Annotated in this window: 20 protein-coding genes; 15 read left to right on the top strand and 5 right to left on the bottom strand. The window is 34.0% G+C overall.

The genetic code is table 11. The annotated features are described in order from the left end of the window. Nucleotides 1-2: 2 nt before the first annotated feature. Nucleotides 3-1,220: an MFS transporter gene (locus A6J74_RS06650; protein ID WP_000267075.1), complete on the bottom strand. Its 1,218-nt coding sequence runs from the start codon at nucleotides 1,218-1,220 to the stop codon at nucleotides 3-5. Between the two features lie 273 nt (nucleotides 1,221-1,493). Here A6J74_RS06650 and A6J74_RS06645 point away from each other — a divergent pair, with 273 nt between their 5' ends. The 7 genes from A6J74_RS06645 to A6J74_RS06615 all read left to right on the top strand — a co-directional run bounded on the left by A6J74_RS06645 (nucleotide 1,494) and on the right by A6J74_RS06615 (nucleotide 7,672). Then, nucleotides 1,494-1,922, top strand: a complete 429-nt coding sequence (locus A6J74_RS06645; protein ID WP_000929499.1) for an NfeD family protein — start codon at nucleotides 1,494-1,496, stop codon at nucleotides 1,920-1,922. 2 nt (nucleotides 1,923-1,924) lie between these two features. Then, on the top strand, nucleotides 1,925-2,893 hold the full coding sequence (locus A6J74_RS06640; protein WP_000561128.1) for an SPFH domain-containing protein: 969 nt from the start codon (nucleotides 1,925-1,927) through the stop codon (nucleotides 2,891-2,893). Beyond that, nucleotides 2,871-4,118: a stage II sporulation protein P gene (gene spoIIP, locus A6J74_RS06635; protein WP_002109489.1), complete on the top strand. Its 1,248-nt coding sequence runs from the start codon at nucleotides 2,871-2,873 to the stop codon at nucleotides 4,116-4,118. Before A6J74_RS06640 ends, spoIIP begins: the two co-directional genes overlap by 23 nt. Nucleotides 4,119-4,209: 91 nt before the next feature. Beyond that, nucleotides 4,210-4,800: a histidine phosphatase family protein gene (locus tag A6J74_RS06630; protein ID WP_001166511.1), complete on the top strand. Its 591-nt coding sequence runs from the start codon at nucleotides 4,210-4,212 to the stop codon at nucleotides 4,798-4,800. Nucleotides 4,801-4,806: 6 nt separating this feature from the next. Continuing rightward, the gene (locus A6J74_RS06625) at nucleotides 4,807-5,583 is read left to right on the top strand and encodes a Cof-type HAD-IIB family hydrolase (protein ID WP_000278947.1); all 777 of its coding nucleotides are present in this window, start codon (nucleotides 4,807-4,809) and stop codon (nucleotides 5,581-5,583) included. 145 nt (nucleotides 5,584-5,728) lie between these two features. Continuing rightward, complete coding sequence (locus A6J74_RS06620; protein ID WP_000377473.1) at nucleotides 5,729-6,274, top strand: MarR family winged helix-turn-helix transcriptional regulator; 546 nt, start codon at nucleotides 5,729-5,731, stop codon at nucleotides 6,272-6,274. A 201-nt stretch (nucleotides 6,275-6,475) separates the two neighbouring features. Then, complete coding sequence (locus A6J74_RS06615) at nucleotides 6,476-7,672, top strand: MFS transporter (protein ID WP_002109486.1); 1,197 nt, start codon at nucleotides 6,476-6,478, stop codon at nucleotides 7,670-7,672. Here A6J74_RS06615 and A6J74_RS06610 read toward each other — a convergent pair. Further along, a complete protein-coding gene (locus A6J74_RS06610; protein ID WP_000498012.1) occupies nucleotides 7,641-8,102 on the bottom strand; it encodes a DinB family protein in 462 nt (153 codons plus the stop codon). The genes A6J74_RS06615 and A6J74_RS06610 overlap by 32 nt on opposite strands. A gap of 171 nt (nucleotides 8,103-8,273) precedes the next feature. Here A6J74_RS06610 and alr point away from each other — a divergent pair, with 171 nt between their 5' ends. Further along, nucleotides 8,274-9,449, top strand: coding sequence for an alanine racemase (alr, locus tag A6J74_RS06605; protein ID WP_000054187.1), 1,176 nt, complete (start codon nucleotides 8,274-8,276; stop codon nucleotides 9,447-9,449). Nucleotides 9,450-9,497: 48 nt separating this feature from the next. Here the strand turns inward: alr and A6J74_RS06600 are convergent, their stop codons facing one another. Then, nucleotides 9,498-10,373 carry a GNAT family N-acetyltransferase gene (locus A6J74_RS06600; RefSeq protein WP_033658412.1) on the bottom strand — a complete coding sequence of 292 codons (876 nt, stop codon included), beginning with the start codon at nucleotides 10,371-10,373 and terminating at the stop codon, nucleotides 9,498-9,500. A 23-nt stretch (nucleotides 10,374-10,396) separates the two neighbouring features. Continuing rightward, nucleotides 10,397-11,275, bottom strand: coding sequence for a protein kinase family protein (locus A6J74_RS06595; RefSeq protein ID WP_000941384.1), 879 nt, complete (start codon nucleotides 11,273-11,275; stop codon nucleotides 10,397-10,399). A 419-nt stretch (nucleotides 11,276-11,694) separates the two neighbouring features. On the opposite strand from A6J74_RS06595, the gene A6J74_RS06590 reads away from it, so the two are divergent. Together A6J74_RS06590 and A6J74_RS06585 are read left to right on the top strand one after the other, a co-directional pair. Then, complete coding sequence (locus A6J74_RS06590; protein WP_000024446.1) at nucleotides 11,695-12,903, top strand: macrolide family glycosyltransferase; 1,209 nt, start codon at nucleotides 11,695-11,697, stop codon at nucleotides 12,901-12,903. Between the two features lie 320 nt (nucleotides 12,904-13,223). Next, nucleotides 13,224-14,069: a YitT family protein gene (locus tag A6J74_RS06585; protein WP_000831972.1), complete on the top strand. Its 846-nt coding sequence runs from the start codon at nucleotides 13,224-13,226 to the stop codon at nucleotides 14,067-14,069. A 103-nt stretch (nucleotides 14,070-14,172) separates the two neighbouring features. Here A6J74_RS06585 and pdxR read toward each other — a convergent pair whose 3' ends face one another. After that, nucleotides 14,173-15,573 carry a MocR-like pyridoxine biosynthesis transcription factor PdxR gene (pdxR, locus tag A6J74_RS06580; RefSeq protein WP_000348006.1) on the bottom strand — a complete coding sequence of 467 codons (1,401 nt, stop codon included), beginning with the start codon at nucleotides 15,571-15,573 and terminating at the stop codon, nucleotides 14,173-14,175. A gap of 130 nt (nucleotides 15,574-15,703) precedes the next feature. Here pdxR and A6J74_RS06575 point away from each other — a divergent pair, with 130 nt between their 5' ends. The 5 genes from A6J74_RS06575 (at nucleotide 15,704) to A6J74_RS06555 (ending at nucleotide 19,285) form a co-directional block, all read left to right on the top strand. Further along, nucleotides 15,704-16,126 (top strand): GNAT family N-acetyltransferase, encoded by a 423-nt coding sequence (locus A6J74_RS06575; protein WP_001101104.1) that lies wholly within the window; start codon nucleotides 15,704-15,706, stop codon nucleotides 16,124-16,126. A 101-nt stretch (nucleotides 16,127-16,227) separates the two neighbouring features. Then, nucleotides 16,228-17,355, top strand: coding sequence for a metallophosphoesterase (locus A6J74_RS06570; RefSeq protein ID WP_000411335.1), 1,128 nt, complete (start codon nucleotides 16,228-16,230; stop codon nucleotides 17,353-17,355). Between the two features lie 314 nt (nucleotides 17,356-17,669). Next, complete coding sequence (locus A6J74_RS06565) at nucleotides 17,670-18,236, top strand: GNAT family N-acetyltransferase (RefSeq protein ID WP_001181781.1); 567 nt, start codon at nucleotides 17,670-17,672, stop codon at nucleotides 18,234-18,236. A 6-nt stretch (nucleotides 18,237-18,242) separates the two neighbouring features. Next, entirely contained in the window at nucleotides 18,243-18,803 is a 561-nt protein-coding gene (locus A6J74_RS06560; RefSeq protein WP_000270901.1) for a 2'-5' RNA ligase family protein, read from the top strand. Next, complete coding sequence (locus tag A6J74_RS06555) at nucleotides 18,800-19,285, top strand: GNAT family N-acetyltransferase (RefSeq protein WP_000222834.1); 486 nt, start codon at nucleotides 18,800-18,802, stop codon at nucleotides 19,283-19,285. The genes A6J74_RS06560 and A6J74_RS06555 overlap by 4 nt, the downstream gene beginning before the upstream one ends. The last annotated feature ends 11 nt before the right edge of the window (nucleotides 19,286-19,296 follow it).

Below are 19,296 nucleotides of genomic sequence, written 5' to 3'. Positions count from 1 at the left end.
GATTAAAGTGAAATATCTTTCTGCTCTGTCTTATGATATTTTAATAGGCTAAAAGATAAACAGGCAGAACATAAAATAAGAAAAGAAGCAATCATATAAATCGTACGAACACCGAACATATCAGTAATAATGCCAACGCTAAGCATAGAAAGACCAGAAGCTGTTGAAAGAAGGGCGCCGTGTGCTGTATACATTTTCGATAATAGAGAAGGGGCGACACTAGATTGTAAAACCGTCGTTTGAGAAATATCTCTAATTTGATAACATGGTCCCATTAGAACACATAGGAAAAGCGCAATAAATCCACTGCTTGTTATACCATATAAAAATGTAAGAATACTAAATATAAGTGATCCTATCGCCATGGAGCGTATTAAATTTTTTTGAATATATGTACTTATTTTCCACGCTAATAGACCACCAATTAACGTGCCCACATAATAACTTGTGTTAATATATCCCCACCATTCTTCTCCTTTATGCAGAACAGTCGTTACATATGCCATCGTAATAGCGCCAATCCATATCGTCCCTGCTAAAGTTTCAATTAAGTCCATTAATGTAACTGTGCGCAAAGAAGGATGATGAAATAATAGTTTCCAGCCTTCAAATAAAGCTGTGTTTTTTGAAGAAGAAGGCTCTGTTACTCGTTCGGTATGGATGGAATGTAATGAAATATGCAATGCAATACATCCGAAAATCATTAAAATAATATTAATCATGAATGTAGAAGTAGCCCCAATGAGCAGAACGATAATACTTGTAAATGAATAAGCTGCCGCTTGTACAATTTGTGATGAAAAGGAAAAGATACTATTTACTTTTACTAATCTTTCTTTTGGTGTTAGGTGTGGAACAATACTGTATAATAATGGAGCACTCCACCCACTACATAAAGAAATGAAAAAAATGAAAGTTAATAGAGTTACAATGTTTGTGGAAAGGACCGGAAATAATAGCGTTAATAAAATGAATAGGGCAGTTTTTGTCCATTGTAATATAAAAAGTACTGAATAAGATGAAAAATGATTCATTATAAGTGGTGCAGATATGTTTGCGATCAAATTTGTGATAACTTGTAATAATGGAAAAAGGGCAGTAATAGTAGCTGATTTAGTTGATATATAGATATGAGTTGTAATAATCATTATGTAAACGATGTCAGCAAGAGTAATACAGATTTTTGATCCTAAATAGTATGATATTGAATGATTCCACATTAAGGATATCACCTTCCAAAAAAATACAAATTAGAGTTAGAGTTATTATAAACTGAAAAAAATAATTTTAAAAGAATTAAATTTTTTGTCATTTTTTGAAAGGAATTTTCATGTATAATGAAGAATATATTGATATAGTATTTTATTAATACTTATTGTAACAGCGAATATGTACGATAGCTTGCAGTAAACGCCCAAGTATGAGAAAGGGCGGATAAACCATTCTTTTCTTCATATACATATAGAAAATGAGAAAGAAAGTGAGGGTTGCATATGGCTGGTTGGGTGATTTGGTTTATTATAGCGGGTATTTTATTTATCGCGGAAATGTTGTCGATAACGTTTTATATGCTTTGGCTTGGAATTGGAGCTGTTGTCGGAGGTCTTATTGCTTTATTTGCTCCTGATGCACTATTGTTACAAGTTACTGTTGGTGCGATTGTAAGTTTAACATTGACATTCTTTACGAAAAGAATTTCAAAAAACTTTCGAGAAGCAAAAGGTTTTACGGATACAGTAGATATGCTTGTCGGTAAAAAAGGAATTGTTGTGCAAGCGATTACAAATGAAACGAACGGTATTGTGAAGGTGGATGGAGATACTTGGACAGCTATTGCAGATGTTCCGATTGACACTGGAGAAAAAGTCGTTGTTATAAAGAGGCATAGTACTATATTACAAGTAAAAAAGGAGAGTGAATAAATATGATAGCATTAACGTTAACGATTATATTCGCGCTAATTGTAGTTACATTTATCGCATTAACAATTAAAATTATTCCTCAGCAAAAAGTTGGGGTTGTTGAAAGATTTGGTAAGTTTCAGCGTATTATGCACCCAGGATTAAATATATTAATCCCAATTGTAGATCGCGTTCGTGTATATCACGACTTACGTATTCAACAAACGAATGTACCACCACAAAAGGTAATTACGAAAGATAACGTACAAGTAGAAATTGATACAATTATTTTCTATCAAATTGTCGAACCTGAACTTGCGACATATGGTATCTCAAACTATGAATATGGTGTTCGTAACATTACTTCTGCAACGATGCGTCAAATTATCGGTAAAATGGAACTTGATGAAACGTTATCTGGTCGTGAAAAAATTTCAACAGAAATTCGCTTAGCGCTTGATGAAGCAACAGAAAAATGGGGCGTTCGTATTGAGCGTGTTGAAGTAGTAGACATTAACCCGCCAAAAGATGTGCAAGCATCGATGGAAAAACAAATGAAAGCAGAACGTAATAAACGTGCGATTATTTTAGAAGCTGAAGCAGCAAAACAAGATAAAGTTCTTCGTGCGGAAGGGGAAAAACAAAGTAAAATCTTGATGGCTGAAGGGGATAAAGAAGCACGTATTCGAGAAGCTGAAGGTTTAAAAGAAGCGAAAGAATTAGAAGCGCAAGGGGAAGCAAGAGCAATTGAAGAAATCGCAAAAGCAGAACAAAACCGAATTGAATTACTTCGTGCAGCAGATTTAGATGAACGCGTACTTGCTTATAAATCATTTGAATCATTGATTGAGGTTGCAAAAGGACCAGCAAATAAAGTCTTTATTCCATCTAATGCAATTGAAACACTTGGTACTCTTGGGGCAATCGGAGAAATCTTTAAAGAAAAACAAGCGAAGAAATTGCCTTCAAATGATACAGGTAAAGAACAATAAGAGTGAGGAAGAGGAATGGGATGCCATTTCTCTTTTTTGTGCGTATATTACGAAAGGCTTGTACATATCCATGTATAAAGAAGGTGATACAGTGAAAAAGTATGCAACTCGTATACATGGGAAAAAACTAATCTCGTTACTTTTTTTATATGCGCTAATAGTAATAATTATCGCGTCAATTTTGACGTCGCTTTTACATACAATGAAATCAAGTTATACGAATCAATGGTTTGGAAAAGTGTCTATGCAAGGTTTTGTTCAAATGATAGAAAGTGAGAATCACTATTATGGATTTGATTATTTTAAGCAGAATAAACGGGAGTCTGTTGGGAATTTAATGTTCTCTATTGCGACAGATTTGAAAATTAAAGATTTAAGAACATTTGTCGGTAAAGAAGTACCTGGTATGTCAAAGTATTACTCTAACATTATCGTAGCTGGGGAAGGGACAAACTTTACGAATATCCCGAATGAATCTAGTGTACCGATTGAAGAAGTAACGAAAGAGCGAGAGGTAGCAAAAGATAAAGTTACAGAAGCAGAAAAGAATAATCCGGTGCAGAAAAAGAACGGAACGAAAAAAGGTGAAAATGCAGTATACATTTACCATACACATAGTTGGGAATCCTTCTTTCCTTTATTACCAGGAGCTACCGATCCATCGAGTCCAGATGTAAATGTGTCCTTATTAGGAAAACGTATGAAGGAGCAACTGGAAGGACAAGGAATTCCAGTTGTTCATGATAAAACGAATATGGGTGATTTACTGGCAAGTAAAAAATGGAAATGGTATCAATCGTATACAGCATCTCATGGATATGTAAAGGAAGCATTAGCACAAAATAATAAAATTACTTTTCCAATTGATATACACCGTGATGATCAGCGCAAGAAAGTAACTACAAAAGTAATTAACGGGAAATCGTATGCAAGATTATATTTTATAATTGGGATGGAAAATGAAGGACGTACTGAAAACGAAAAAATTGCAAGAGCAATCAATAGTTATTTAGATGAAAACTATTACGGATTAAGTAGAGGGATTTTTCCGAAGTATAAAAAAGATGGAAATGGCGTTTATAACCAAGATTTATCTAAAAATGCGATGTTAATTGAAGTTGGTGGTGTTGATAATACGTTAGATGAATTATATAACACAATTGACGTATTAACGGAAGCATTTAGTAAGTATTACTGGAATGATGCAGAGAAAGTGAATGGATGAGGGACGGGAGACCGTTCCTTTTTCATTTTGGAAACCTTAAAATATGATATAATTAAATTTTGTGAATGTTGAATAAAGGAGCGGGAGAAATATGCAAATACTACTAGTACGCCACGGAGAATCTGAAGCAGACATATTACATGTACATGAAGGCCGAGCTGACTTTGAATTAACAGAAAAGGGAAGACAGCAAGTACAAAGATTTGTACAGAAAGTGAAGGCTGACTTTCCACCAGATTTCATTTGGGCAAGTACATTAAAACGTGCCCGTGAAACTGGTGAAACATTAGCGGAAGCAATTGGTTGTCCAATTCAATTAGAAGAGGAATTAATGGAGTTTAATAATGGGGTGCAAGCCGGCTTATCTTTTGAAGAAGCGAAAAAATATCCGGAGCCAAAGTTTCTTCATGACCGTTTTGAAAATGGAGAATCATTTATTGAATTTAGAATGAGAATAGAAGGAATCTTTTCTAAAATCGTGACAGAGAATACATATGATCGAATTGCAATTGTTGCACACGGCGGTGTAATAAATAGTATGTTACGAGCGTTTTTCAAAATGCCAATTTCAATGGACTATTATTTTAAAATGGGAGATACGGGAATAAGTTTAATTGAAATTGAGGGTGAACAAAAAACGATACATTTCATTAATGATACGAATCATTTGGACGGGATGTAAAAATTTATGTACAAAGTCGTATTTTTTGATGTTGACGGTACGCTTTTAAGTGAAATTGATAGAAGTATGCACGAAAGTACAAAAGAAGCAATACAAAGGTTAATAGATAAAGGAATTCACGTAGTTGTTACAACAGGGAGACCATATAGTTTATGCTCACAATTTAAAGAACTAGGCATAGACACATTTATTTCTGCAAATGGTGGACATATAAAGTGTAAGGAAGAAGTTATTCATAAATCGATATTTTCAAGTGAAATTGTTCATGATATTTCAAATTTCGCTGAATTACATGGTCATAGTGTTTCTTACTTTACAGAAGAATTTTCTATGAATGGTATAGTCCCAAAAGATGAACGTGTAATACGAGCATTAAACGAAACTTTAAATTTAGAGCGGTATCCTGATAAAGTTAGAAACTTATCAGAAGAGATGTATTGTATATGTCTGTATGCTGATGAAATGGAAGCTCAAAAATTTTTTGAAAGATATCCAATGCTTACGTTTGAACGTTTTCATGGTTATGTTATGAATGTGTTGGAAGATAATAAAGTATCGAAGCTAACTGCAATCCAAAAGGTATTGGAACATTTAAATATTTGTAAGTCAGAAGCAATGGCATTCGGAGATGGTGGAAATGATATTGAAATGTTACAGTATGTAGGTTTAGGAATTGCAATGGGAAATGGTGGAGAAGAGTTAAAAACAAAAGCTGATTTCGTTACAAAGAAATCAAGTGAAGGTGGCATTTCGTTTGCTTTAAAAGAGTTTAGGATCATTTGAAAAAATAATTAGTCAGTGAAAAAAATCCTGTTTTCATAATAGGATTTTTTGCTAACAATACTCTTGCAATAAAAGGAAAGAAATGAGTATAATATAAAAGTAGTTAGGTAAACTAATTAAATGGGAGGAAGGAGAGTGAAAATGAATGGATTCAAAAAAATGTGATCTTCCTTTAGGGATTGATCCATATGCAGAGTTAATAAAAAAGACAGCATCAACGGATACAGATCCAATCGCAGCAAAACTTGGTTTGTTAATGTTATGGACGTCTGATAATGTTCTTGATGCTGTTGACGTAGATTTAGCTCCGCTTGGTATTTCGGAAAGCAAATTAGATTTTTTATTGTTATTTATTTTGCGTGAAATGGAATCGAATGGAGAAGAAGTGAACATGAGTCCGTCGGATATAGCGAGTCGATTAGGGATTACACGTGCTTCTGTCACCGGCTTATTAGATTGGATGGAGAAACGAGAGTTAATCGTAAGGTTCCATCATTCTGAAGATCGAAGAAGATTAAAGGTGAAAATTACTCCGAAAGGAAAAGAACTAGTTACACATTCTTTACCGACTTTTTGGTCATCTTGCGCTTCGTTAGTTAATGACTTTAATCAAGAAGAGCGTCAAGTGTTAGAGAAGCTATTAAATAAAATGCAAGTAATTATGCAGATGAAATTAGGCGAAGGTAGGTAAATAAGTTGATTGTGAGAGTCAACTTTTTTATTTAAACATATAATTAGGTAACCTTATTATATGTTTAGCTAATTTAAAGGGCGATAATGTATTTTTTAACGTAAACGACTTAAGTGAGTGTTGAAGGGATTCTATTTTGAGTCATTTACTTTATAAGTTTTCAATCGATGAGGAAAATCAATGTAAGGGGGAGATTTTATGATGGAAATATCAAAAGAAGTAAATAGTGGGAGGAATTATACAGTAATGACAGCGGTGTTATGTTGGGCAGGTATGGTAGTTATGTCCAGCCTATATGTGACGATTCCTTTAATCGCTCTATTTTCAGACATTTTTAAGGTTTCATTAGCGCAATCTGCGGCTACAGGCAGTATATTTTCGGTAGGTTTTGCTATAGGTTGTTTGTTATTTGGGGCAATCTCTGATAAATATGGGCGAAAAAAAGTGATTTTTATTGGATTGCTTGCACTGTCGATTGTTTCTTTTTTCTTAGGGTTTGTGGATAGCTTATTTTGGCTTATTATTCTTCGAGGGTTACAGGGAATAGCAGCAGCTACATTTTCTCCAGTGGCGTTAGCTTACGTTGTAGAAATGTTTCCAGTAGAGAAAAAAGTTACAACGATAGGGTTTGTTAGTACCGGTTTTTTAGTAGCTGGAATTGCAGGGCAGGTAATAAGTACTGCTGTTAGTCAGCATTTTGGATGGCATATGGTGTTCTTTCTTCTTAGCTTTGTCTATATCATTACTGCTGTATGGGTTCATTATTCTCTTCCGAAAGGGGAAACGTCTCAAGCTTATACGGATATTTTGGGGCCAATGAAACAGATGGGGAAAGTTTTTACACATAAAAGCTTAGTATGGAGCTATATGGTTGCGTTTGTTTTATTAATGGCTTTTGTTAATATGTATACTGTTTTAGGGAATTATTTGAGCTCTTCTACTTACAATTTAACAGCAGAACAAATTCTTTATTTTCGCCTAGCAGGGTTATTTGGTATGTTACTATCACCATTTGCAGGTCGTTTAACAAAGAGGTTCGAAGTAAAGAAAGTTCTTCAAGGAGGATTGTTAGTTGCTATTTTTAGTCTAAGTTCAATGGGATTTATTTCGACACTGCCGTTACTTGTAATGATGAGCGTCTGCTTCGTAATAGGTATTGCTATATCGGTTCCATCTTTAGTTTCTCTTGTCGGCCAATTAGGAGGGAGAGCAAGGGGAATAGCAGTTTCTATTTATACTTTCATTTTATTTTTAGGAACTAGTATAGGACCTATTATTTCTATTTATCTTATGAAAATAGGGGACTATGCTCAGACGTTTATTTTATTAGGAGTCATACTCTTTATTGGCTTTGTTTCCACTCTTTTCATTCAAATAAAGGAATGCAAGGATCTTTAACATGCTCAACTAGTAAAATGTGAATTTGACTGCGATGATGATAAAAGTGAGTGACGATTTCAAGTAACCATTCGAATCGAGAATAAGCAATATCCCAATAAGCAGTCATAATTTCCGCTAATTCTTCATTGGAATAGGATAAAAAAGTTTTAGAAAGTAAATCGTACCCTTGTATCATCATTTGTTGCATTTGAGCAATTGTTTCGGGTGTTTGTTCTATATAAAAGGTATGTAACTTTTTTTCCGAAATACCGTTTAAGATGAGTAAATCAGCATGGCAAATAAGGGAAAGATGTGTACACATTTCAAATAATGACCGCTTTGATTCAATCGGTGTTATTTTCAAATCACTTTCATTATATTGATTCAGTATTTGGATAGAAGTATCAACAGCAACTTTTAGTTGATGCAACGCAGATTGTACAAACATTGTAATTCTCCTCATCTCCATATATAATAAATTCTTAAGGGTATTATATCACACTCAAAATTCCGAAAATTCTAGTAGTTTGACTAGCATAGTGAAACGTATTATATTGTAAAAGGTCATATGAAACGTGAAATAGAATGGAATGCAATTATTGAGTTAGGAGTTAGACCAATGAGTTTGAAATATGGAAGAGATACAATTGTTGAAGTTGACTTAAATGCTGTAAAACATAATGTAAAAGAATTTAAAAAACATGTAAACGATGAAAATATTGCAATGATGGCTGCTGTAAAAGCGAATGGGTATGGCCATGGGGCAGTTGAAGTTGCGAAAGCTGCGATTGAAGCAGGGGTGAACCAGCTTGCAGTTGCATTTGTCGATGAAGCAATCGAATTAAGAGAAGCTGGAATCACTGTACCAATCTTAATATTGGGTTATACATCAGTTGCAGCTGTGGAATCCGCAATTCAATATGACGTTATGATGACAGTCTATAGAATAGAAGATTTACAAGGCATAAATGAAATTGCACAACGTCTTCAAAATAAAGCACATATTCAAGTGAAAATCGATACAGGAATGAGCCGTATCGGTTTGCAAGAAGAAGAAGTTAAACCATTTTTAGAAGAATTAAACCGTATGGAGTATGTAGAGGTAGTAGGGATGTTTACACATTACTCTACGGCAGATGAAATTGATAAATCGTATACGAATATGCAAACAAGTTTATTTGAGAAAGCTGTAAATACAGCAAATGAATTAGGGATGCAAATACCATACATTCATAGTTCAAATAGTGCAGGGTCAATGGAACTAAGCAATACATTTCAAAATATGGTTCGCGTTGGTATTGGGGTTTACGGCATGTATCCTTCGAAAGAAGTGGATCATACAGTCGTTTCCTTACAGCCTGCATTGTCATTAAAATCAAAAGTAGCTCATGTTAAACATGCGACGAAAAATCGTGGTGTAAGTTATGGAAATACGTATGTAACAACGGGTGAAGAATGGATTGCGACTGTGCCGATTGGTTATGCTGATGGCTATAATCGCCAGTTATCTAATAAAGGGTATGCATTAATTAATGGAGTTCGAGTGCCGGTTATTGGTCGTGTTTGTATGGATCAGCTTATGCTGGACGTTACAAAAGCGATGCCAGTACAAGTAGGGGACGACGTGGTATTTTACGGCAAACAAGGTGAAGAAGAAATTGCTGTAGAAGAAGTAGCGGATATGTTAGGCACAATTAATTATGAAGTTACATGTATGTTAGACAGAAGAATTCCTCGTGTTTATAAAGAACATAATGAAACGACTGCGGTTGTAAATATATTAAGAAAAAACTGAATCGATATGATTCAGTTTTTTCTTTACTTTTCGTAAATGAAAATTGGGCTATTGATGTTTTTTGAACAAGTCATAATAATTATGCTTCATTATAATTTCAAAGCCACAATGTGTATATAACTGTAAAGCATTGTTATTTTTCGTTTCGACGTCTAATTCAATCGTTGAAACTCCTTCTGTAATGAGTGTATGTACCATATAACTTAGAATATCTTTACCATATCCTTTACCTTGATAAGAAGGATGGACTGCGAAGCCTGAAAGTGTAGTAGATCGCTCTTGGTGAGTAACTGTAATCGTTCCAATTGATTTTTCATTCATAAGAGCAACGTAAACTTGATGAGAAGGTGACTTCATCATTTTTTGTAACCATGTGGATGTATTTGCTACAGAATCCCCGAAAGCTTTACTAGAGATTTCTATGAGATCAGGAAGTAATTCTGAAGATGCGATGGAAAGTTTAATAGTATTCTTCATTGTTTCTCGTTTTTTATTTGATTTACACGTCATATTATACTCGCTGTATAGATAAGGTAATTTCATTTGATTTGCAAATGCTTTCCCAGATGAGGAATCTCCGTTAATGATGAGAAGAGCTTCGTCTATGTCTCTTTTTTGTATTTCGTTCATGGCAGTTTGTAAAAGGGTAGTGCCTATATGTTGTTTTCTATAGTTTGGGTGCACGAATCCTATTAACTCCAGTTTAGTCGGTCTTTCAAAGTCGTACATACTTAACGCACCAATTAATTGGGTATCATCAAAAAATAGAAAATCATTGATTTCTTTTTTATTACGAGCAGTTAAAAAGTTAACATGTAAATCTGATGAGTAATCAATTTGATCGTATTGTCCGCAAATATGAGCTAAATCTTTCATTTGCTGAATTTCGTTTGCTGTTAAAGAATTCTTTTTTTCAATGTTCATTTCATAATCCCTCGCAATCGTTTTTAAAAATAGGATGGGTAACTTAGCCATTTCTTTAATTCCACACTACCTTGAACAGATAACAGTCGGTACAAATAACGATAAGGCTGTCTACATTCCTCAAGATGAGGAATAGACATAATTGTTTCGTAACCACTTTTAAAGGCATGAGCCTCTTTTTCTGAAAGTACATATTCTAATCCGATAAAATCAAACTCTCGCGGGGCAACTGCATAAGCTTCTGTATCTACTAAACCAGTAATAGTTATACCATCTGATAAAAACTGAGTAGGATCCATATCAATTAAGACGAGTGTAGATTCCTTTGGTGTTGGTAAGGTAGAAAGTTGTGACTCAAAAGTATGAAATGCGTTATATATGCTCTCGTTATCGGAATAAAACCTATTCACAAGTTCTTTACTCACTTTTAAAATGTGTGGCTGGAATTCCGCTAGTGGAACTTGGAGTGTACGTGACGGATTTCCTACGAAATGGGCTGAATACTTATGTATTTGTGCTAGTCCTTTTCCTAGGCTGAATAAAATAGAATCTGGTTGCCCAATAAAAGATTGAACTGTATTACCTACTAATTTTTCAGCCACAATGAATTCTTGGCCATCTAAAATATGTTTTTCTAAAATTGTTGGGATAGGAAGATTTGTATGTTTTTGCAGCAATGCATGTACCGTTTCTAAATGATGTACGTTCCTTGGATCAATTCCAAAGAGATTTTTGCATCCCCACCAAAAATCATTATTTGGCTCTTCATTCATTTTAGAAGAACGAACGATAACTTCTGCATCTGCTGTTTGAATGAGAAAAACGTCACTTGCATGATCTTCATAGCCTGGATGTAAAGCTCGGATGGATAGAATAGGTGAAGTGAATAGTTGTTGTAACATGAAATCCCCTCATTTTTTCTGTAAATTCTATAAATTTATTATATAACAGAATATGTACCCCGTGGATCATGATAGGGGACAATATAGAGCATACATAAATTTATAGTGAGAAATCAGCATGGAAATTATATTTTTCTAGTTTTGTATGAATTATCAAAATAATGTTTTCAAATGATAAACGTGAAAAATGCACGAATGTAAAGTTCGTATGATACGAGATATGAAAAGTAAAAGGGGAATGAAGTGTCTATTTATAAGGTTCTGTACTCGTAATAGTGCAGGCTTTAGACAATATTTCTCAATAATAAAATGAAGAGAAAGATAGGAAGAAGGAGAATAGATTCCTATATAATAGATTTAAATTAATTAACATGATTAAGTATTAATTAATGTGTGTTGAATCGAAAGGAGAGAATGGTATGGCGAACGTACTCGTAATAAATTTCCCTGGAGAAGGTCATATTAATCCGACGATAGCAGTTGTTAATGAGTTAATTCGACGTGGGGAAACAGTTGTATCATATTGTATTGAAGATTACAAAAACAAGGTTGAAGCAACAGGCGCTGAATTTCGATCATTTGAGAATTTTCTTTCGCAAATTAATATTATGGAACGAGTTAATGAGGGTGGTAGTCCTTTGACGATGCTGTCCCATATGATTGAAGCATCAGAACGTATTGTTACTAAAATTGTAGAAGAAACAAAAGGAGAAAAGTACGATTACTTAATATACGATAATCATTTTCCGGTTGGACGTATTATAGCGAATATTCTACAGTTGCAAAGCGTTTCTTCTTGTACAACCTTTGCTTTTAATCAGTACATTACTTTTAATGATGAGCAAGAATCGAGCCCAATAGATGAGACCAATCCATTATACCAATCTTGTGTAGTGGGAATGGAAAGATGGAAAGAGCAGTATGGAATGAAATGTAATAGTTTGTATGATATTATGAATCATCCTGGCGATATTACGATTGTATACACTTCAAAAGAATATCAGCCACATTCGGATGTATTTGATGAATCGTATAAATTTGTCGGTCCATCAATTGCTACTCGAAAAGAAGAGAACAGTTTTCCTATTAAAGATTTAAAAGATGAAAAAGTGATTTTTATTTCTATGGGAACAGTTTTTAATGAACAACCTGCCCTGTATGAAAAATGTTTTGAAGCGTTTAAAGATGTAGAAGCGAAAGTCATATTAGTTGTTGGTAAGAAAATGAATATAAGTCAATTTGAAAATATTCCGAATAACTTTAAGTTGTATAATTATGTGCCGCAATTAGAAGTATTACAGCATGCTGATGTATTCGTGACACATGGTGGTATGAACAGCTCGAGTGAAGCGTTATATTACGGTGTCCCGTTAGTTGTAATTCCGATAACAGGAGATCAGCCTTTAGTTGCGAAACGAGTGACTGAAGTAGGAGCTGGAATAAGGCTTAATCGTAAAGAATTAACTTCTGAATTGTTACGTGAGACTGTAAAGGAAGTAATGGATGATGTAACATTTAAGGAAAATAGTCGTAAAGTTGGAAAGTCACTTCGAAATAGTGGTGGGTATGAGAGAGCAGTTGATGAAATATTTAAAATGAAAATGAATTCATATTTAAAGCTTAAATAAAGTGAAACTTTAATCAGTGTGGACTTTGTTCATCTACAACTGATTGTTAGCTCACACGAATCGGGCGTTTTTGGGTAGCCGACTCTTTGTTTCAGCTTGAAATTTGAAACGGGAGTCTACTGCTCGCGAATAGCAGAATAAACGCTTAAAACACACTTATTGTAATATGTAAGTGTGTTTCTTCTATTAGGCTTTAAATCAATTACATAAAAATCACTGTAAAGGTGAAACTTCTGTGTATATAAACTGATATCTTTGTATTAGTAGTAAGATTACGTTAAAATAATACTAAGAAAATATATAAGTTTTGGGGGTAATGAATGAAGAGAGTATTTGAATACGTATTATTAACAATTGGCTCCATTATTGTAGCGGGTTCACTAGAGCTTATTTTAGCGCCTAATGGACTAGTAGATGGCGGGGTAACGGCTATTGCTATTATGGCAAATAAAGTTGCAGGATTACCGCTGTATGGCGTGTTTTTAGGACTTAATATTCCTATTTTACTATTTACTGCAAAAGTAATGGGGAAGAAATTTTTTATACGTACATCGTATGCGAATGTCGTTACAACACTCGGATTGATTTATTTAAAACCATTTCCAGCGATTACAACTTCTGAACTATTAATTGTACTTTATGGTGGCGTACTGTTTGGAATTGGTGTAGGGATTGTAGTGAAAATGGGCGGAGCAATAGATGGCTCAGAAATGTTAGCAGTTTGGATGAACAAACACTTTAAGGTACCAATTAGCACATTTTTACTTGCTGTAAATGCAGTTATTTTCATTTTTGTGGCCATTTTATTTTCAATCGAACAAGCGATGTTCTCATTAGCAATTTTCTATATTGTTACGAAGATGATTGATTTCATATTAGATGGCATTAATCAAGGAAAGAGCGTCATGATTATTTCTGGTAAGAATAAAGAAATAGGCGATCTACTTATGAAAGAATTGCAATTATCCGTTACGTATCTACATGGAGAAGGCGGTTTTTTAGGAGAGCATAAGAGAATCATTTATTGTATTACAAACCGTTTCATTTATCCGAAAATGAAAGATCTCGTTCTCTCTGTAGATCCAACTGCTATAATTGAAGCTTCTTATTCAACAGAAACAACTGGTGTTAAGCGTCCGGGAAGGACCGCTCGATCAGGTGATTAACTAAAAGAAGATTGTCCAAAAAGCTATTTTGGACAATCTTCTTTTTTGTTTTGTTGAATTGTTATTGTATTACGAGTTAAACTCAGCGTTAGCAAATTCTCTTTTAACTAGGAAACCAAGCTTCATTCAATAAGTTTACTACCGTTTCAATTTTATTTTCGGGAATACTACCGAAACCGAGTAATACGTAAGATTCTTTGCGTAAATCATTTACAAAATCATAGGGAGAAAGTGGATATAACTTAATACTTTGTTTCTTAGCTGATTCAATAAGTTCTTGTTCATTCATATTGTTATGGATACGTAGAACAATATGAAGACCTGATTGTTCACCAAGAATTTGAACATTAGTACCCATTTCTTTCACAATGAATTTTACTAATGTATGATGTTTTCTTTTATACAACGTACGACTGCGGTTAATATGACGTTCCCAATTTCCACTTTGTATAAAATTAGCGAAAGCAAGTTGTTGTGTAGTAGAGACTGTTTGTTTAAAAATACCTTGCAACGCTTCATACGTTTTTAAAAGATGCGGTGGTAAAACAACATATCCCATTCGTAAAGAAGGTAAAAAAGATTTTGAGAAAGTCCCCATATAAATAACACGTTCATTTGAGTCAAGACTTTGTAAAGACGGAATTGGTTTACCTGCGTAACGGAACTCCCCATCATAGTCATCTTCAATAATATATCCATCGCGATCATTGGCCCATTTTAACAATTCCAATCTTCTAGATAAAGGCATAATCATTCCAAGCGGAAATTGATGTGATGGCGTAACGTATGCGACATTGGAATTTGTATTGTATAAGTTAGAAATACGAATCCCTTTTTCGTCTAATGGAATGGGATGAATTTGTTGATTGCAGCTTTTAACAATTGCATGTATACGGTGAAATCCAGGGTTTTCAATGCCGTACTCTTTTGTAGGACCAAGCAGTTGAATTAGTAGCCAAAGAAGTGGCTGTGTTCCGGCACCAATCACAATTTGATCAGGTGAAGAATATACACCGCGCGCATGATATAAATATGTTGAAATATGTTCTCGAAGAACGAACTCACCTTGTGGGTCTTCTTTAGCAAATAACGCATTTTCGTACTTTAGTATTGCTTCTTGTAACGCTCTTTTCCAGTTTGTAATCGGAAAAGCAGTTTGATCAATAAGACCTTGGCTACAATCATATTCAAACGGATCTTCTATTAAACTGCTCTTTTCCTTTGCCATATTTAATTTTTTATTCGGGATAACGTCAATATCGACATTTGCAACAAAAATACCACGCTTCGGTTTACTTTCTACATAACCTTCAGCTAATAATTGTTGATAAGCTGATTCAACAGTAATGCGGCTAATATTAAGTTGTGACGCTAAGTTTCTATGTGAGGGAAGACGTGTACCAACAGAAATAGTTCCCTGTATAATTTCATATTTTATAAATTCGTAAATTTGTAAGTAAATAGGTGTATTGCTTTCTAATTGCAATGGGATAGTAAAATCCATAGTAAGAACTCTCCTTTAAAACTGGCCTTATAAAAAATAATTAAACTGTCACTTAAGTGAAGGGCAGATACTCCCTATAATAATGATATAACATTTAGAAAATTATACAAATTGTTAGGGGAGAGTTCAAATGAATGTTAAAGAAGTAGTAACAGAAGCACAATTACATGAAGTATTACCTATTTTACAGCAATTACGAACACAGCTTTCCGAAGAGGAAGCAGGCTTTTTATTTCGAAAAATGAAAGAAGAAAATTATAAACTATTTTCGTTACGTAATGAAGATGATGAAGTTGTTGGCCTTGCCGGTGTAGCAATTTGTACGAACTTTTATAATAAGAAGCACGTTTTCGTATATGACCTTGTAACAGCAGAAGCACATCGTTCAAAAGGATATGGGAATGTATTACTTTCTTATATAGAGAACTGGGGAAAGGAAAATGGATGTGAGTCTATCGACTTAACATCAGCGTTTCCTAGAATTGATGCTCATCGTTTTTATGAAAGGGAAGGGTATGATAAGGTAAGTTATTCTTTTTATAAAAAATTATAAAGAAAGATAGGTTCTATATGACATATTATAGAACCTATTTCATTTAGAAAGGTTTATAATTTATTTTGTATAAATAAAGAAAATGATTGGAGCGTTTATACTTGGAGAAAATAAAGAAACTATCTATCCCTAATAATGCTAGAGTTATCATAATATCTGATATTCATGGAGAATTGAACCTTTTAAAAGAATTACTACATAAAGTTAACTTTAAGAATGAAGATTATTTAATTATTAATGGAGACCTTTGTGAGAAAGGAAGCGATAGCATCGGCGTAGTAGACTATGTAATGGATCTTGTAGAGAGTAATTTAAATGTTCACGTTGTTGAAGGGAATTGTGAAGTTTTAGTTGATGCTCTTCTAAATGAAAATCCAGGTCTCATTAATTATTTATGTACGAGAAAGCATTCGATTTTTAATGAATGGTTAGAACAATTACATTTTTCTATTCAGGAAGATACTTCAATTCAGGAAGTGAAGGAAGTACTGTTAAGTCACTTTTCAAAAGAAATAAATTGGCTAAATAAGCTGCCAACAGCGATTGAAACAGAAGATTATATTTTTGTACATGCTGGACTGGAAGATAGAGTAGATTGGAAAGAAACAGCGCGCAAAAATGCGATAGCAATGCCAGAGTTTTTTAATAAATCGCATAGAGCTAATAAGTATGTAGTTGTTGGGCATTGGCCTGTTGTGAACTATTCTGAAGAAGCCCCGTCTAACAATCCAGTTATTGATAAGGAGAAAAAAATTATTGCAATTGACGGCGGGAATGCGATTAAAGAAGCAGGACAATTAAACGCATTTATCATTCAGAGGAAACTAACAGGTGATACGTTTTCTTATACATATGTAGACTATTTTCCAATTTATGAAGCAACAGCAGAATTTAATGCTGATGCAACAATGCAGGGAGGGGTTACATATCCGTATTATTACATAGAGCCGGTGGAGAAGAGGCGAGATTACACAATATGCAAGCAAAAGGAAACGAATAAATTACTCAATGTGAAAAATGAATATATTAGGCAACGTGAGTCAGGTGAATACACAGTGAAAACCGATATTTCTTGTGCGCAAATAGGTGTTAGAAAAGGGGATATTGTTTCTCTCATTGATGGTAGCTGCGCAGGGTATGATTTAATTAAAAAAAATGGAGTAGAAGGCTGGATAGAGAAAGGGATTCTACTTGAGATAAATAAGAAGGAAAGTAAAATATTGAGCTGAAATAGGAGGGATGTAACCTCCTGTTTTTTATTAACTGCGTTACGGTCACGTATGTCATCTTTAGCTATTATGGAGGATTTATCTTCTGGCATTCCGTTTCATATCTTCTTGAAATCGTTGATACATCCCTTGAACTTGTTCAAAAATAAATTCCTCCTGGAATATGGTGAGATTAAAGGTTAGAAGACTATTTTCTTTATAAATAATAGGTGCCAAATAACAAAATGAAACAATATATTATAGAGTTTTGTTTTGATTTTTCTGAAAAAATATTATAATTATATATGAAATAAAGAGGAATGTAGGAGGAAATTATGCAAAACGTTATAAAAAAGGGGAACAAAGTTACAATTCGTACAATTGAAGAATCAAATATAAAAACATTATGGAGCCTCGTATTTAAAGAAGAAAATCCAGAATGGAAGAAATGGGACGCGCCATATTTCCCTTTCTCAATGCAAGAATATGCACCTTATAAAGAAAAGATGTTAACTCGTTTACAAGAAGAACCTCTATCAAATTTAATTATAGAAAATAACGGTCAAGTTATAGGTACAGTCGGATTTTATTGGGAACATAAACCGACGCGTTGGTTGGAGATGGGAATTGTTATTTATGATCCAACATACTGGAATGGTGGCTACGGTACAGAAGCATTAACATTATATCGAGATTTATTATTTGAAAAGATGGAGATTGGTAGAGTAGGGCTCACGACGTGGTCTGGTAATGAACGAATGATGAAAGTAGCTGAGAAAATAGGAATGACTTTAGAAGGTAGAATGCGCAAATGCCGATATTATAACGGAACATACTATGATTCTATTCGAATGGGAATGATTCGTGAAGAATGGGAAGCAATATATGTAACGAAGGGGTGAGGACGCATGTACGCTATTATTGCAACATTTGATAGTGTGTTTACTAATAAGATTATAGAATTGCAAAATGAACTAACGAATATAATAGAGTCAAATCAATTAGCTGGAGTAGAACCGCATATCACACTTGCGGACTATAAGGAGTTAGATGTTAATTTATATACTAAGAAATTAGAGGAGTTTGTAGCTATTCAAGAGAAAATGGCTGCAGTGAATTTTTTTTCTGTTGGAACTTTTCCTACAAACGGAACGATTTTTCTAGCGCCGACTCTTACCGATGAATTGTTAACACTTCATCATTCTTATCATGATCATTTCCAAGCTTTTCATGATAATCCAAATTCATATTATGTACCGGGCAAATGGGTTCCGCATTGTACGATAGCGAATCATTTGAACTCGACTCAGTTTTTAAGCGCAATGGAGTATATATATGGGAATTTTGATGTTAAAACAGCTTCGATTGAAAAGTTAAAATTAATTAAGGTAAATTATGAAAATGGTTCTGCCGTTTCTTCTAGTATAGTAGCAGAATATAATTTAAAGAGAATGGAGACATCGAGATGACATATGTAATTAGAGAGATGAAGCAAGAAGATATTCATGCTGTACAAACAGTAGCGAAAGTAGCTTGGCATGATACATATGAAGGCATCATTCCGAGAAAGATTCAAGACAGTTTTTTAGACGAGGCATATTCTGATGAAAAAATGAAATATCGTCTTAAAAATACACATTTATTCGTTGCAGAGGAAGAGGGAGAAGTAATAGGATTTGCTAATTTTTCACCAGTTAGATTGCAAAACGAAGCAGAATTAGGTGCGATTTATTTGTTACCAGATCAGCAAGGGAAAGGAATAGGAAGTGCTTTATTACAAAGAGGGATTAAGGCGTTAAAAGGGATACGGAAACTGTACATACATGTAGAAGCAGCAAATGAAAAAGGTAAACGTTTTTATGAAGCGAAAGGTTTTGCTGAATTAGAGCAATTTGAAGAAGACTTTGAAGGACATTTGATGCAGACAGTAAGGATGGTTTTATACATATAAGGAGGACTAGA

It is taken from the genome of Bacillus sp. FDAARGOS_235 (assembly GCF_002073415.2).
In the GTDB taxonomy this organism is placed as follows: Bacteria; Bacillota; Bacilli; order Bacillales; family Bacillaceae_G; genus Bacillus_A; species Bacillus_A toyonensis.
This window is presented reverse-complemented; position numbering and strand designations above follow the sequence as displayed.